This window comes from Geomonas agri (assembly GCF_020179605.1).
Classification (GTDB): Bacteria; Desulfobacterota; Desulfuromonadia; order Geobacterales; family Geobacteraceae; genus Geomonas; species Geomonas agri.
On the sequence record NZ_JAINZO010000002.1, the window covers coordinates 345,432 to 358,885 of the forward strand.

11 protein-coding genes are annotated in these 13,454 nt (G+C 61.4%); 4 read left to right on the forward strand and 7 right to left on the reverse strand.

Annotation, left to right across the window (positions count from 1 at the left end; all coding sequences use genetic code 11):
• Window positions 1–2 precede the first annotated feature (2 nt).
• Together K7R21_RS12930 and proB are read right to left on the reverse strand one after the other, a co-directional pair.
• Entirely contained in the window at window positions 3–1,289 is a 1,287-nt protein-coding gene (locus K7R21_RS12930; protein WP_404813671.1) for a glutamate-5-semialdehyde dehydrogenase, read from the reverse strand.
• Between the two features lie 114 nt (window positions 1,290–1,403).
• Window positions 1,404–2,525 carry a glutamate 5-kinase gene (proB, locus tag K7R21_RS12935; protein ID WP_224983723.1) on the reverse strand — a complete coding sequence of 374 codons (1,122 nt, stop codon included), beginning with the start codon at window positions 2,523–2,525 and terminating at the stop codon, window positions 1,404–1,406.
• 146 nt (window positions 2,526–2,671) lie between these two features.
• Here proB and K7R21_RS12940 point away from each other — a divergent pair, with 146 nt between their 5' ends.
• The gene (locus tag K7R21_RS12940) at window positions 2,672–3,157 is read left to right on the forward strand and encodes a DUF2062 domain-containing protein (protein WP_224983724.1); all 486 of its coding nucleotides are present in this window, start codon (window positions 2,672–2,674) and stop codon (window positions 3,155–3,157) included.
• Window positions 3,158–3,220: 63 nt separating this feature from the next.
• Here K7R21_RS12940 and K7R21_RS12945 read toward each other — a convergent pair whose 3' ends face one another.
• Together K7R21_RS12945 and K7R21_RS12950 are read right to left on the reverse strand one after the other, a co-directional pair.
• Window positions 3,221–4,222 (reverse strand): inorganic phosphate transporter, encoded by a 1,002-nt coding sequence (locus K7R21_RS12945; protein ID WP_224983725.1) that lies wholly within the window; start codon window positions 4,220–4,222, stop codon window positions 3,221–3,223.
• Window positions 4,215–4,832 (reverse strand): DUF47 domain-containing protein, encoded by a 618-nt coding sequence (locus K7R21_RS12950; RefSeq protein WP_199390205.1) that lies wholly within the window; start codon window positions 4,830–4,832, stop codon window positions 4,215–4,217. The genes K7R21_RS12945 and K7R21_RS12950 overlap by 8 nt, the downstream gene beginning before the upstream one ends.
• A gap of 229 nt (window positions 4,833–5,061) precedes the next feature.
• Between K7R21_RS12950 and radC the strand changes: the two genes are divergently transcribed.
• On the forward strand, window positions 5,062–5,757 hold the full coding sequence (radC, locus tag K7R21_RS12955) for a RadC family protein (protein WP_224983726.1): 696 nt from the start codon (window positions 5,062–5,064) through the stop codon (window positions 5,755–5,757).
• Window positions 5,758–5,888: 131 nt separating this feature from the next.
• Window positions 5,889–6,362: a hypothetical protein gene (locus K7R21_RS12960; RefSeq protein ID WP_224983727.1), complete on the forward strand. Its 474-nt coding sequence runs from the start codon at window positions 5,889–5,891 to the stop codon at window positions 6,360–6,362.
• A gap of 407 nt (window positions 6,363–6,769) precedes the next feature.
• On the opposite strand, the gene K7R21_RS12965 is transcribed toward K7R21_RS12960, so the two are convergent.
• From K7R21_RS12965 to K7R21_RS12975, 3 genes are all read right to left on the reverse strand, one after another.
• Window positions 6,770–7,444, reverse strand: a complete 675-nt coding sequence (locus tag K7R21_RS12965) for a DUF1318 domain-containing protein (protein ID WP_224983728.1) — start codon at window positions 7,442–7,444, stop codon at window positions 6,770–6,772.
• A 67-nt stretch (window positions 7,445–7,511) separates the two neighbouring features.
• Complete coding sequence (locus tag K7R21_RS12970; protein ID WP_224983729.1) at window positions 7,512–11,063, reverse strand: DUF748 domain-containing protein; 3,552 nt, start codon at window positions 11,061–11,063, stop codon at window positions 7,512–7,514.
• A gap of 166 nt (window positions 11,064–11,229) precedes the next feature.
• Entirely contained in the window at window positions 11,230–12,675 is a 1,446-nt protein-coding gene (locus K7R21_RS12975; RefSeq protein WP_224983730.1) for a glyceraldehyde-3-phosphate dehydrogenase, read from the reverse strand.
• Window positions 12,676–13,117: 442 nt separating this feature from the next.
• Between K7R21_RS12975 and K7R21_RS12980 the strand changes: the two genes are divergently transcribed.
• Window positions 13,118–13,447: a DMT family protein gene (locus K7R21_RS12980; RefSeq protein ID WP_224983731.1), complete on the forward strand. Its 330-nt coding sequence runs from the start codon at window positions 13,118–13,120 to the stop codon at window positions 13,445–13,447.
• Window positions 13,448–13,454: the final 7 nt, after the last annotated feature.

The window sequence follows — 13,454 nt, forward strand, 5'->3', positions numbered from 1 at the left end:
CTTTAAGGCCTCACCTGACCTGAGCCGTACACGATGAACTTGGTCGTGGTCAGGTCGGTAAGCCCCATCGGGCCGAAGGAGTGCAGCTTCGTCGTAGAGATGCCGATTTCGGCACCCAGACCTAACTGGTTCCCGTCGGAGAAGCGTGTCGATGCGTTCACCATGACCACGCCCGAGTTGACCTCGCGGATGAAACGCTGCGCGTTGCCGTAGTCGCCGGTGATGATCGACTCGGTGTGCAGCGAGCAGTAACGGTTGATGTGGTCGATGGCGGCATCCATCCCGTCCACCACGCGTGCCGCCAGGATCAGCTCCAGGTACTCGGCGTACCAGTCGTCCTCGGTGGCCGGCACGGCCTGCGGCGCGAAGCTGCGGAAGGTTTCGTCACCGCGGATCTCGACCTTCTGCGCGTCGAGCGCCTGATAGATGAACGGCACGAACTTATCGGCGATGTCCTTGTGGATCAGCAGCGTCTCCAGGGCGTTGCAGACGCCGGGGCGCTGCACCTTGGCGTTGATGATGATCTCGCGCGCCATCGCGAAGTCGGCCGAGGCGTCCACGAAGATGTGGCAGACCCCCTTGTAATGCTTGATGACCGGGATCTTGGAATTTTCGACCACGAAGCGGATCAGGCTCTCGCCCCCCCTCGGGATGATGACGTCGATGAACTCTTCCTGTTTGAGCATCTCGGTGACCCCTTCACGTTCGGTGAACGGGATCAGGGAGAGCGCCGCGGCCGGGATGTTGCGCTTGGCCAACTCGCCTTTGAGCACGGTGGCGATGGCCAGGTTGGAGTGGATCGCCTCGGAGCCACCGCGCAGCACTACGGCGTTGCCGCTCTTCAGGCAGAGGGCGGCCGCGTCGGAGGTGACGTTGGGGCGGGACTCGTAAATGATGCCGATCACGCCCAACGGGATGCGCATCTTGCCGACCATGAGGTCGTTGGGGCGCTTCCACATGCCGGTCACCTCGCCCACCGGGTCCGGGAGCGCGGCGACCTCGCGGATGGCGTCGGCCATCCCCTTGATGCGCGCCTCGTTCAGCATAAGGCGGTCCAGCATGGCGGAGGAAAGCCCCCGCTCCTTGCCGGCAGCAAGATCCTTTTTGTTCTCGGCGACGATCTCCTCTGCGTTGTTGATCAGCCCCTGCGCCATGTCCAGCAGGAGCTCGTTCTTCACTGCGGAGGAGAGTTTCGCCATGGCGAAGGAAGCCTGCCTGGCCTCGACTGCGATGCTGCGGATCTGTTCGGCTACTGACATACGTACCTCCGTAAGAAGCCCTAAGGCAATTAACAGGGATAAAAGGGATAAAAGGGATGAAAGCGGAAAGGCTGGGAAAACCAATAATTTATTGTTTCGGTTTTATCCCCTGTATCCCTTTTATCCCTGTTAAAGCGTCTTGTTTTACAGCAGGACGAGATTGTCGCGGTGAATGACATCATCGCCGTAGCGGAAACCGAGGATCTGCTCGATCTCGTTGCTCTTGTGGCGGCTGATCTTCTCGATCTCCTGGCTGGAGTAATCCACGATGCCGCGCGCAAACTCCACCCCGTCCGGGTCCACGACCCTCACGCAGGCGCCGCGGTCGAAGCGCCCCTCCACTTTCGCGATCCCCGAGGGGAGCAGGCTCTTGCCGTGGGTGGCCAGCGCCCCCCGCGCTCCGGCGTCCACCACCAGGCTCCCGGCCGGTTTGATAGTGAAGGCGATCCAGTGCTTGCGCCGGTTCAACGATTCGCCCGCGGGCAGGAACAGGGTGCCGAGCAGTTCGCCGTTCATGACTCGCGCCAGGTTGCCGTCTCCCTTGCCCGCAAAGATGATGGCTGCCACGCCCGACTTCACCACCTTCTTGGCGGCGGCGAGCTTGGTCGCCATCCCCCCGGTGCCGACGTTGGTGCCGCTCCCCCCCGCGCCGCGCTCCATTTCCCGTGTTACCGCGCCCACCTGGTGGATCAGGGTGGCGTTGGGGTCGGTGCGCGGGTCGGAGGTGTAGAGGCCGTCGATGTCGGTCATGATCAAGAGGAGCTGCGCCTCGACCAGGTTGGTGACCAGGGCGGAAAGGTTGTCGTTGTCGCCGAACTTCAGCTCGTCCACCACGACGGTGTCGTTCTCGTTAATGACGGGGACGATGTCGCAGGAGAGCAGCGTGTCGAGCGTGCCGCGGGCGTTCTGGAAACGGCGCCGGTTAGCGAGGTCGTCGCGGGTCAAGAGGATCTGGGCGACCTTGAGATCGTAGGCGGAGAAGGCCTCCTCGTAGGCGCGCATCAGGCGCGACTGACCGATAGCGGCCGCCGCCTGCTTCTGCGGCAGGGTCTTCGGCCGGTCCGGCAGACCCAGCGCCGGACGCCCCGCAGCCACGGCACCAGAGGAGACCACGACCACCTCGATGCCCTTCGCGCGCAACCCCGCAATCTGCGAGGCGAGACCGTCCAGGAAAGCCGGATCGATGCCGTTATCCTCGCAGGTCAGGACGCCGGAGCCGATCTTTACCACGATTCTCTTTACCTTTTTGAGCAGTTCCTTACGCATAACGGATTCCGTCTATTTGTTTAGTAAAGGCAAGGATACTAACACGTTTCCCCACCTGTGGCAATTTTCTTAAAGAGCCAGAGCAGTCAAACTCATTGACAAAGGCTGGTCCGAACTTTAGACTGAGCGCCAACTCGAGGTGACTGTTGCTGAACAAAGAGCACTGGAAAAAAAAGATCTATGGCATCCTGTCGCTGGACAGCCATCCCGGGCATATCGCCGCCGGATTCGCGGTCGGTGTCTTCATCAGCTTCACCCCGTTTTTCGGCCTGCACACTCCCCTTGCCATTGCGGCAGCCTTTCTCCTGAGACTCAACAAACTTACCTGCATCACCGGAGCCTGGGTCAACACCCCGATCACCGTGGTTCCCATCCTCGGGATCAGCTATAAGCTGGGCGCCTTCCTGCGCGGCCGCCCCATCAAGGATCTCCCGGTTGCCGCGGGTCTCGAGTGGCACAACCTGGAGCGCTACGCCAAGTCCCTGATCCTCGGCTCCTCGATCCTCGGCTTCTTCGCCGCCATCATCGCCTATTTCCTCTGCTATTACCTCGTGCTCCGCTTCCGTGCCAAAGACGCCGCCCAGGCCGAGCTGGCCAAGGAGATGACCGAGGTGGGCGAAGAACTGGAATAGCCAAAAAAAATCGGGAGCAGTCCACAGACCGCCCCCGACCCTTTCCCGATGTCTCCCCCCCCGTTACTTACCCAGGAATGGCGACAACACGATGTAACTGACAAACCCGACAAAGCCAGAAGCCGGGATGGTGATCACCCATGCCGTGACGATGCGGTAGGCGACGCCCCAGTTCACCGCGGAGATCCTTTTGGTCAGGCCGACCCCCAGGATGGACGAGGTGATCACGTGGGTGGTACTGGTGGGAAGGCCCATGGCCGAAGCCCCCAGGATGACGCCCGCCGAAGCGGTTTCCACGCAGAAGCCGTGCACCGGTTGCAGTTTCACGAAGTCGTGGCCGACGGTCTTGATGATCCTCCACCCGCCCGCTGCGGTGCCAAGGCCCATGGCGATAGCACACGACATCTTGACCCAGTTAGGCACCTCGAAGGTGGCGAGGGAGCCGTAGCTGACCAGCGCCATGGTGATGACACCCATCGACTTCTGGGCGTCGGCGGTGCCGTGGGAGAAGGCCATGACCGCAGCGGAGAGGATCTGCAGCTTGCGGAACGACTTGTTCAGGTTGTAGGGTGCTCTGTTCCTGAAGGCCCACATCATACCGACCATGAACATGAAGCCGAAGAAGGCGCCAACGATCGGGGATACGATCAGCACCGTGATGATCTTCTTGAGGCCGGCCCAGTGCAGCGCGCCGCTGCCGGCATGGGCCACCACCGATCCTACCAGGCCGCCGATGATGGCGTGCGAGGAGGAGGAGGGAAGACCGTAGTACCAGGTGATCAGGTTCCAGATGATGGCGCCCAGGATACCGGCCAGCACCACCATCTGCGTGATGTTGTTGGCATCGACGATCCCCTTGCCGATGGTCGCCGCAACCTTGGTCGAGATCATCGCACCTAGGAAGTTCAGGCCGGCTGCCATGAAGATCGCCGTCCTGACGGTGAGCGCGCGGGTGGAGACACAGGTGGCAATGGCGTTCGCGGTATCGTGGAAGCCGTTGATGTAGTCGAACAACAGGGCCGCGCCGATGACGGCCACCAGCAGGACCAGTGTGACCTCAGGCATTTTTTACCACCACGCTTTCCAGGATGTTCGCGGCATCCTCGCACTTGTCGGTTGCGGTCTCCAGCGTCTCGTAAATCTCTTTCCACTTGATGAGCTGGATCGGGTCCTTCTCCTCTGCGAAGAGACGGCTGATCGCCTCGCGGCAGACGCGGTCCGCCTCGTTCTCCAGGGCGTTCACCTCGATGCAGTAGGCGCTGATCGGCTCGAGCTTGCCCCCCAGGACGGCGACGGTCTTGTCGATGGTCTGGCAGGACTTCAGGATCAGGAAGGCGAGTTCCTTGGACTCCGGCGTGGGCTTCTGCACGTTGTACATGACGAAGCGCTGTGCGGAGGCGTCGATCAGGTCGAGGATGTCGTCCAGAGCGGCGGAGAGTGCGTAGATGTCCTCACGATCGAACGGGGTGATGAAGCTCTTGTTCAGCTTCTTGATGATATCGTGGGTGATGGTGTCGCCCTTGTGCTCGACGTCCTTTATCTTGCGCTGGCTGGCCACAGGGTCGTCAAAGTTGTCCAGCATGTCCTTCAGGAGCTGGGCTCCTTCGATAATGTTGTGGGACATTTCCCTGAACATGGCGAAAAACTTTTCATCTTTTGGCATCAACCCAAACATTTAGTCCCTCCAAAGGTCCCGGCCGCGGGCCGGTATCTAGTTGCAAACTGTGGAGATATAACACATCCCCAGCAAATATAAAACCATGAAATAAGTAATTCGTCCAAACTAATTAGGTGGGTGCTGTTTACTCCACCCCGACGATTTCGGACTGGCGAACGCGGCACCCGCGGGTATTATTAAGCGTTAATTTTTTTGCCATCGATCCCATCGCCACCAGGAGCGGTTCATGAGCGGCGGAATAAAATGCTGGCCCGAAACGGAACGTCCCCGCGAGAAGCTGATGCAACGTGGCCCGTCGGCGCTTTCTGAGGCGGAACTGCTGGCCATCATCCTCGGCAGCGGCAACAGCGCCAGCGGCCGGAGCGCCCTCGACCTGGGGCGCGAGTTGATGCTCCAGTTCAAGTCCCTGCGCGGGCTGGCCGACGCCTCCTGGCGCGAGATCCAGCAGGTGAAGGGAATCGGGCCCGCCAAGGCCATCAGCATACTGGCAGCGCTCGACCTGTCCCGGCGCATCCGTGAGAAGGAGCGGCGCCCCATCGAGTCCTTCGACCGTTTCACATCAGCTGCGCAGGTCTTCGAGCACCTGAACCACGAATACCGGGACCGGCACACCGAGCTGTTCATGGCACTGCTTCTGGACGGCAAGAACCGCATCATCAGCCGCGCCCTCATCTCGGAAGGATCGTTGAACCAGAGCATCGTGCACCCGCGCGAGGTGTTCAACGCCGCCGTGCGCCAGTCTGCGGCGGCGATGATTCTTTTGCACAACCACCCCAGCGGCGACCCCGCGCCGAGCCCCGAGGACCTGGCAGTAACGCGCCGGCTCTGCGACGCCGGTCAGATCATGGGGATCAGGGTGCTGGACCACATTATCATCGGCGAGAACGAGTTCTACAGCTTCGCCGATCACGGCCAACTCTAGCCGCTCCGGAGAAGCCCTGGAAGCGGCCTTGATCGCCTGGTGGGTCGCCGTGTTGCGGCTTTGAACCCTCCACTACAGCCGGTGCCGGACCACCCGGTGCAGGCGCCGCCTCGGCGGAACAGGAGAATCAGATGCGCAAAACCGTTGTCAAAAGCCACGTCCAGCAGCACCACGACCAAAGTGCCCAGTGGTTGGATGTCGACAGCATCGCCCGTGTGGAAATATCCTCGGAAGACCCGTCCCAGCCCATCGAGGCAGCCTTGCAGCCGGTCGGAGCCCCGGGATGGCGGGCGGCGGAGTCCGGCCCGCAGATTATCCGCCTGCTGTTCGACGCTCCGCAGAAGGTGAAGCGAATCTACCTCCTGATCAACGAACAGGAAGTATCGCGGACCCAGGAGTTCGTACTACGCTACGCCCAGTACCATGGCCACAGTTTCCGGGAGATCGTCCGCCAGCAGTTCACTTTCGCTCCTCCCGGCACCACCACGGAGCAGGAGGAATACCAGGTGGACCTGGACGGGGTGACTACGCTCGAATTGGAGATCATGCCCGACGTCTCCGGATCGGCGGCAAAGGCGTCGCTGGGGAGACTGCTGCTGGCGTGACCGGAACAAAAAAAAAGCGCCAAGAGGATAAGGAGATCCATCATCGGCGCAAAAGTTGGGTTTTCTGGCAAGCGGCATTTGCTGTGCCGCTTTGTCTTTCATTATTACAAGAGCGGTGCCAAACTCATGGCTAGCACGAAAAAATTTTAAATAGCTGTTTCTCCACCAGTTTTCCGGCTACCGCATTAACATCCATGATGCACGACCGGTCCAGCAACTGAACAGCCATGACACCCCGTACACACCATTCACCTCAAAAATTGTGCGAAATCGACCACTTTCACAGTTTGAGCAGCAGTTCAAATTTTGCACAGCCGTCAGAACCCCGTCAATGCGGATTCCGGACAAAGAAAAGGCCGCCAGAAAAACTCTGCGGCCTTTTCGCTTTCACATTGCCCGCCCAGGAACTACTTCTGCACCCAGCGTTCGTTCTGCAGTTGCACCCACCACCCCGGCTGCGCCGCTTCCCGCTTGGTCTCGGCATAGGTGGCCGCCGCTTTACCCATGACCTGGTTCAGCGCCTCTTTGCTCTCTTTTTGCTTCTGCAGCTTTAGAATGGCCTTCGCCATGCTCATTACCACCGTCTTGCGGCTCTGGTTCTCCGCAGCAACCAGCGCCTCATCCTGGGGGGCGAGTTTCCCCTTGGCTGATGGGGGGACCACCACCAGTGCCTGCTTCGACAACCCAACCGCGCCGCTAGAGAAGAGCGCATTCAGTCTGGGGAGCCGCTTGCTCATGTCGTCGTAGGCCTTCAGGACCTCCGGCATGCTGGACATCTCGACGGCCAAGGCGTCCGCGTCGGCGTCTGTATCCGCGGCATAGGCCTCACTCACCAGGGGAAATTGCGGCAGGCTGTCAAAAAGCCGACTCTGTGGTTTGTCCTGGGGCGCAGCAGGCGGCAGGCCCGGGGGAGTAGCAGGGGCGCCTGGTTTTTCGCCACTCTTCAGGAGCATGTCGTCCAGCGACTTGTACGCCTCCTTGGCGGCCTTCTCGGGGAAGTAGACGTTGACCGTGATCACCGCGCAGGCGGCAAGGGAGAAACAGGCAAGGGCCAGCAGCAACTTGATCAATTTCGTTTTCATGGGATACCCCCGTCGGATTCATTGGTCTGCTCAAGATACGGCACTTCACGAATATAACACAGCAGGATCACTCTTCCCACTTGAACTCCGGCACCGGTTCCGGTTTAGCCGGTGCCGCCCCGGCGGGCGATTCGCCCGTTGCGGGTTTGCCACGCACCGCGGCCTCCTTGATCGATTCCAGCAGGTGGTCCAGGGCGATCCGGTTCTGCGTCGGTGCGATGTTCACATTCAGGTCCTTTACCCCGAAAAAGTTGGTGTTGACGATCTTCAGCGTGTTGAAGGTCAGGTCCCCCTCCTGCAGGGTCGCCTTGATCTCCGCCTGATCGTAGTCGCGGTCCCGGCTCAGGAAGAAGCCGCTCAGCTTCTGCTTGGCCAAGCGCTGCAGGAACTCCTTGCTGACCAGCATCTTCTCCCCGCCCCCCTCACGGGCCCAGAGGTCGACGAACCCCGTCATTCCCGCGACGCCGCCTCCCATGCCCCGGAAACTGATCACTCCGTCGACACGGCCCGAGATGTACCCCTGCACGCTGGGGATGCTGCGGCAGAGCTGCTTCAGGCTGAGCCCGTTCACCAAGAGGTCGGCCCGATAGGTCGTCTTTTCTCTCACTGCCAGGTACCCCGTCCCGAGGATGACGCCGTCGTAGAGGGTGGTGCGCACGGGGGAGATCTCCATGAGCCCCTGGGAGGCGCGCAGTTGCAGGGTGAGCTTGCCCAACTCAAGGGTGCCGAAAACGATTTTCCCCGCCGTCAGCTGGTCACCTGCCGCCGGGAGATCCCGCAACTGGCCGAGCACACGCGGATAGTTGGACCTGCTGAACTCCCTGCTCTCTTTGGGCAGCGCGGCGCTCTTGCCGGAGAGATCAAGCGAAACCGGAATCCTGCCGTTGATGCCGGTGACCGCCAGCTTCTGGGGAGGAGATTCGATACTGCCCCCTTGCAGGTCAATGCCGCCTTCCAGTAATTGCCGTCCGTCCCGGAAGTCGAGGGTGCCGGTCGCGGCAACCGCCCCTTTCACCGTCGCTTCCTGGAGCGCCGGGGGCATCAGGTTGACGGTCGCGTCAACCAAGACATCGACCGGGGTCCCGGGGAGCGCAAAGCTGATGGTACCGCGACGCTTGGGGGAGAAGGCGGCCGCCACCTGGCCCCGCGCCCTGAGGGCAACCCCTTTGCCAGGCGAGAACAGCCCCTCACCGATCGAGAGCGTCCCCGCGCCGTAGCTTCCCGTCAGAAAGAGAGATGCCCCGGAAAGTGCGGCCTTGCCGCTTTTGGCTAGGGCGAGACCGCGCCCCTTGGTATCGAAGCGGCACTCCAGCCCCCTTTTCCCCGAGTAGGTTCCTGCGGCGTGCAGGTCCACCTGCCCGCCGGTGGGGCGGACGGTCGCGGTCTCCGGCAGGAAAGAGGCCACCTGGGCCGCGCTTGCATGATCCAGCGCAGCCTTGAATGCGACGCCTGACTCGAGAGCAAAGGGGCGGAAGGCAGCCTCTGCGGAGAGCTTTCCGCCCAGCAGGTCGCCACTCAAATCGGCGCGGCCACCCGCCTTGGCAAAGCTGGCACGGAGGACCACGCCCCCTCCCCCCTTATTCTTAAAGCTGACGGCACGGGAGGAAACGTCGGCAGAACCCTCCAGCCATTTTTCCGTAGCTGCCGTGACCAGGTTCCCCTGAATCCGCCCCGATAGGCCCGTCAACTCCAGGTCGCCCTGGCGCAAGGCACCCCCCTCCAGTTCAAACTGTAGCGGGGTGCGTCCTGCCGGGGTTCCCGGATGCGGCAATCGGCCGGCGATGCGGGAGGCGACCAGCCCTGCCGTTCCCAGCCGTGCCTGCACCCCCTCCAGGTTGACCTTGTCGTCCTCTACCCGGTAGCCGAAACGGGCATCGCCGTGCTGGGAACCAACCGTCATCCCGGCCATGCGCGCCTCGCCTAACGCCTGCCGATGTCCTCCCTGCTGTCGCAGTTCGACGGTAGCGGCCCCATCCTTTACTGCCATCGGTTCGTCCCCGCGTTTCCCCACGAAGTCGGCAAGGGCGATCCTGCCTGAGAGCCTCAGGTCCTGCGCGCCCTTTCCGGTCAGCGCTAGCGTCCCTGACGCAGTGCCGGCGCTGGCCTGCAGGTTGTAGCGTTTCAGGAACGGGTTCAGTGAGGGAAGCTTCGCCTGCACGAGTCTCAGGGTGGCCGACAGCGACTCCAGGCGTTGCAGATCATAAGAGAGATCTCCGACAACCGGGATCCCAAATGCATGGACGCTGAAGCCGCTGCTTTGGACCCGCACCGGCTTCAACCGGGGAGAGAGCGTGAGGTCGAAGGGGAGATTGAGTGCCTCGATGACCGCACCACCCGTCCCTTGGACGACCGCGAGAGCGCCGACGGCGGCGACACCGTTGCCCTTGCGCGACAGTGCTGCCTCTCCGGAAAGTCCTGTCACCAGCAGCTCCCCCTTCGAGAGTGAGCCCTCCTGGAGCAGCAGGAGGCCGGCTGCGCTTTCCACACCGCCGGTGCCGGTCCCCTCCAACCGCAAAGATTCGCAGCGCAGCTTCCCGGCAAGCAGCAGGCCACGCCGGGCCTCGTCGTTGAGCAGCACGTTGAGCAGGGCGAGGTCGACCTGGTCCACGCTGAACAGCAGGGCGTAGCGGCGCTCCTTTCTTACCCCGGTCAGGCTCCCCTCGGCATGGAGTTGAGCAACCTTCTCGATCGCCAGGGTCGCGTCATTGAGGTCCGCACGATCCTCGGCAAGTGTGTACGTGCCGTTGAACTGCAACGTCCCGGCAATGGGATAACTGCCGCGGGCAGCCGGCAGCAGCACGTCCCTGAAACGGAAGGTGCCTGAACTGCGAAGTTCCCCGTTGGCCAGCACAGCATTCACCGTCAGGGAGCCCCCCGCCTTTTCCAGCGGCTGCGGGTTTTTCAACTTCATTAAACCGGCAACCTTGCGCAACGACAGGATCGGCGCGCTCAGGGTGAGGTCAACGGCAGCCTGCTCGCCCGGCCTAGCAGTCCCTTGCAACTGGTAGCGGTTATGCCCGGCATCCTCAAAGGCAAGCTCCACCTGTGCGTTGCGCGACCCTCCACTGGTGAGGTTGTAGAGCTTGACATCGAGACCTCGCACCCCCTCCCCCTGCACCGTCAGCGCACCGTTACGAACCAGCAGCTTGCTGATCACCGTCTCGGGGGTGGGCTTCGCCGGCTTCCTGGCGGCCAGCCTACGTTGCAGTTCGCTGAAGTTCCAGGCCCCGGTGCCGTTTTTAAGAAGGTTGACACTACCGCCGTCGACGGCGATAAGATCGAACCGGCGCTCCCCCCGCAAAAACCCGAGCCACTGCGGCTTGACCTCAACGGTGTCGGCAGCTACGAGGTCGGGGCCGGCAAAGCCTTTCGGGTTCATTAGCCGGACCCCCCTCAACACAATGGTGCCGTCTGAAAACGAGACGCGCTGCACGATGAATTGCTGGTTGAGCGTGGAGGTTACCAGGTGAGAGATCTGGCGAGCGGGGAGCGGGGTGGCGAGGTAGATCTCCAGGAGGATGAAGGCGAACAGGCACACGCCGAGGAGCCCTGCACCGACATATGCCAGGATCCTGACCGGTCCCTCCGGAATTAAGTTTCTGTCGCCAACCTCTCTCATGTGCTCCCTTCCTGTGCAGCGTGAACTTTACCCTGCTTCGCCGCCATGGGCAAGGACAGCATCCAGTCCCCGCCCCAGGAGGGGGAGGGTTAGTGAGGGGGAAAATAAAAAGGGGCACCCGGCATGGGTGCCCCTTTTACTGTCTAGCAAGTTTTGCCGCGTCGAACTAGGCCGGAAGCGCCGGCAGTTCCAGGCCCGCCATCTTCTGGACCATGCGCACGACCTGGCAGCTGTAGCCGAACTCGTTGTCGTACCAGACGTAGAGCACGCAGCGGTTGCCCTGCACGATGGTAGCCAGGGAGTCAACGACGCCGGCATGCCGCGAGCCGACGAAGTCGCTGGAGACGACGTCCGGAGAGTTGGTGAAGTCGATCTGGTTCTGCAGCGGCGAATCGAGGGAGATGGCGCGCAGATAGCTGTTCAGCGACACCACGTCGGTTTCGGCGCCAAGCTGCAGGTTGAGGATCGCCAACGAAACGTTCGGAGTCGGTACGCGGATGGCGTTGCCGGTCAGCTTTCCGGTCAGTTCCGGGAGCACCTTGGCGACGGCCTTGGCGGCGCCGGTCTCGGTGATGACCATGTTCAGCGGGGCGCTCCGCCCGCGACGGTCGGCCTTGTGGTAGTTGTCGATCAGGTTTTGGTCGTTGGTGTAGGAGTGGCAGGTCTCGACGTGGCCACTGACGATGCCGAACTTGTCGCTGACCGCCTTCAGCACCGGAACGATGGCGTTGGTGGTGCAGCTCGCGGCGGAGAAGATGGTCTCTTCCGGCACGATTAGTTCGTTGTTGATGCCGGCGACGACGTTGGGGATGTCACCTTTGCCCGGGGCGGTGAGCAGCACCTGGGAGACGCCGGGCGCCTTCAGGTGACGGCCGAGGCCTTCGCGGTCGCGCCACTTACCGGTGTTGTCGATGACGATGGCGTTGTGGATGCCGTACTGGGTGTAGTCGACGTTTTCGGGGGCATCGGAGTAGATGATGCGGATCATGTTGCCGTTGGCGATGATCGCGTTCTCTTCCTCGTCGATGGTGATGATGCCGTTGAAGGGACCGTGCACGGAGTCGCGGCGCAAGAGGCTCGCCCTCTTGACCAGGTCATCCGGACCGGCCTTGCGCACCACGGCAGCGCGCAGGCGGAGCTTCTCGCCGCTGCCGGACTTCTCGACCAGGATGCGGGCGAGCAGGCGGCCGATGCGACCGAAACCGTAGAGCACGATGTCCTGCGGCTCATCGAGCAGCGAGGTGCGGCCGGTGTTAACCGAGGCGAGCTCGCTGGCGACGAAATCATCGATGGAGACCTTGTCCTGCACGGCCTGGTAGCGGACCGCGAGCCTGCCGAGGTCGATACGCGCCGGCGCCAGGTCCAGCTTGGCGAGGGCTTCCAGGACCGGGAACGTCTCCTGGACGGTCAGTTCGCCGTCGAGGATCAGACGAGCGAAACGATGCGCCTTGAGGATCTCGATGGTCGGGCTGTTTACCAGGGAGCGACCGTACACCGTGGTGACGATGTTGTTGTCGCGGTAAAGATGGCCGATGATCGGGAGCATGCGCTCGGCAAGTTCCTCATGGCCCTGCCATTCCTTCAAATAAGCTTCCTGTTTCTCAATCTTCATAGTTCCGTCCCTTCGCAGAAAATAACACCGGACACTTTGAGGCGCCTCCGGCGCAAAACTCAGCGTACAAAACGGCCGACGCGCCACTGTCAATTGCACACCAAGGCATCGCCTAAGTACACCGAATCATTTCGCGGTTGACAGAACGACAGTAGCAGGAACGGCCAAAACGCCCGCATACTACAGTATTTTTGTGATGTAAACAATTGAAACTTCAGGGAGATAAACAAGTAATGTTTTTATTAATTATTCGCAGCCAATAATACTTCAAAACATCTCTGGATTGCATTTTCTGCAGCCACAACCTTTGCGCCGGACACAGTTATCATGTTATCCTTGCCAGTCCCCGTTGCCGACATCACTGCTCAACACCTCGACAACCGCACCGGCGCCGGGTGCGCCACCCGTGCCCAACGGGGCAAAATCCTTACTTGGAAAAGCTATGAGAACCATCGTACTGTTGATCCTTTCCAACGTCTTCATGACCTTTGCCTGGTATGCCCACCTCAAGGACCTGCGCAGCGCGCCGGTCTACGTTGCTATCCTGGCGAGCTGGGGCATCGCCCTTTTCGAGTACATGCTCCAGGTTCCGGCGAACCGCGCCGGCTTTGGAACCTTTAGCCTGGGACAATTAAAGATCATGCAGGAAGTGATCACCTTGTCGGTCTTCGTCCCCTTCGCTGTCTTCTACATGGGGCAGCCGCTCAAGCTGGACTACCTCTGGGCGGGGATGTGCATGGCTGGGGCCGTCTTCTTCATCTTTCGCGGGTAACGGGGGA

Bases quoted from the DNA above. Each gene is read 5' to 3' on its own strand.
- proB (WP_224983723.1), bottom strand. From the start codon at position 2,525: ATGCGTAAGGAACTGCTCAAAAAGGTAAAGAGAATCGTGGTAAAGATC.
- K7R21_RS12945 (WP_224983725.1), bottom strand. From the start codon at position 4,222: ATGCCTGAGGTCACACTGGTCCTGCTGGTGGCCGTCATCGGCGCGGCC.
- K7R21_RS12950 (WP_199390205.1), bottom strand. From the start codon at position 4,832: ATGTTTGGGTTGATGCCAAAAGATGAAAAGTTTTTCGCCATGTTCAGG.
- radC (WP_224983726.1), top strand. From the start codon at position 5,062: ATGAGCGGCGGAATAAAATGCTGGCCCGAAACGGAACGTCCCCGCGAG.
- K7R21_RS12960 (WP_224983727.1), top strand. From the start codon at position 5,889: ATGCGCAAAACCGTTGTCAAAAGCCACGTCCAGCAGCACCACGACCAA.
- K7R21_RS12965 (WP_224983728.1), bottom strand. From the start codon at position 7,444: ATGAAAACGAAATTGATCAAGTTGCTGCTGGCCCTTGCCTGTTTCTCC.
- K7R21_RS12970 (WP_224983729.1), bottom strand. From the start codon at position 11,063: ATGAGAGAGGTTGGCGACAGAAACTTAATTCCGGAGGGACCGGTCAGG.
- K7R21_RS12975 (WP_224983730.1), bottom strand. From the start codon at position 12,675: ATGAAGATTGAGAAACAGGAAGCTTATTTGAAGGAATGGCAGGGCCAT.
- K7R21_RS12980 (WP_224983731.1), top strand. From the start codon at position 13,118: ATGAGAACCATCGTACTGTTGATCCTTTCCAACGTCTTCATGACCTTT.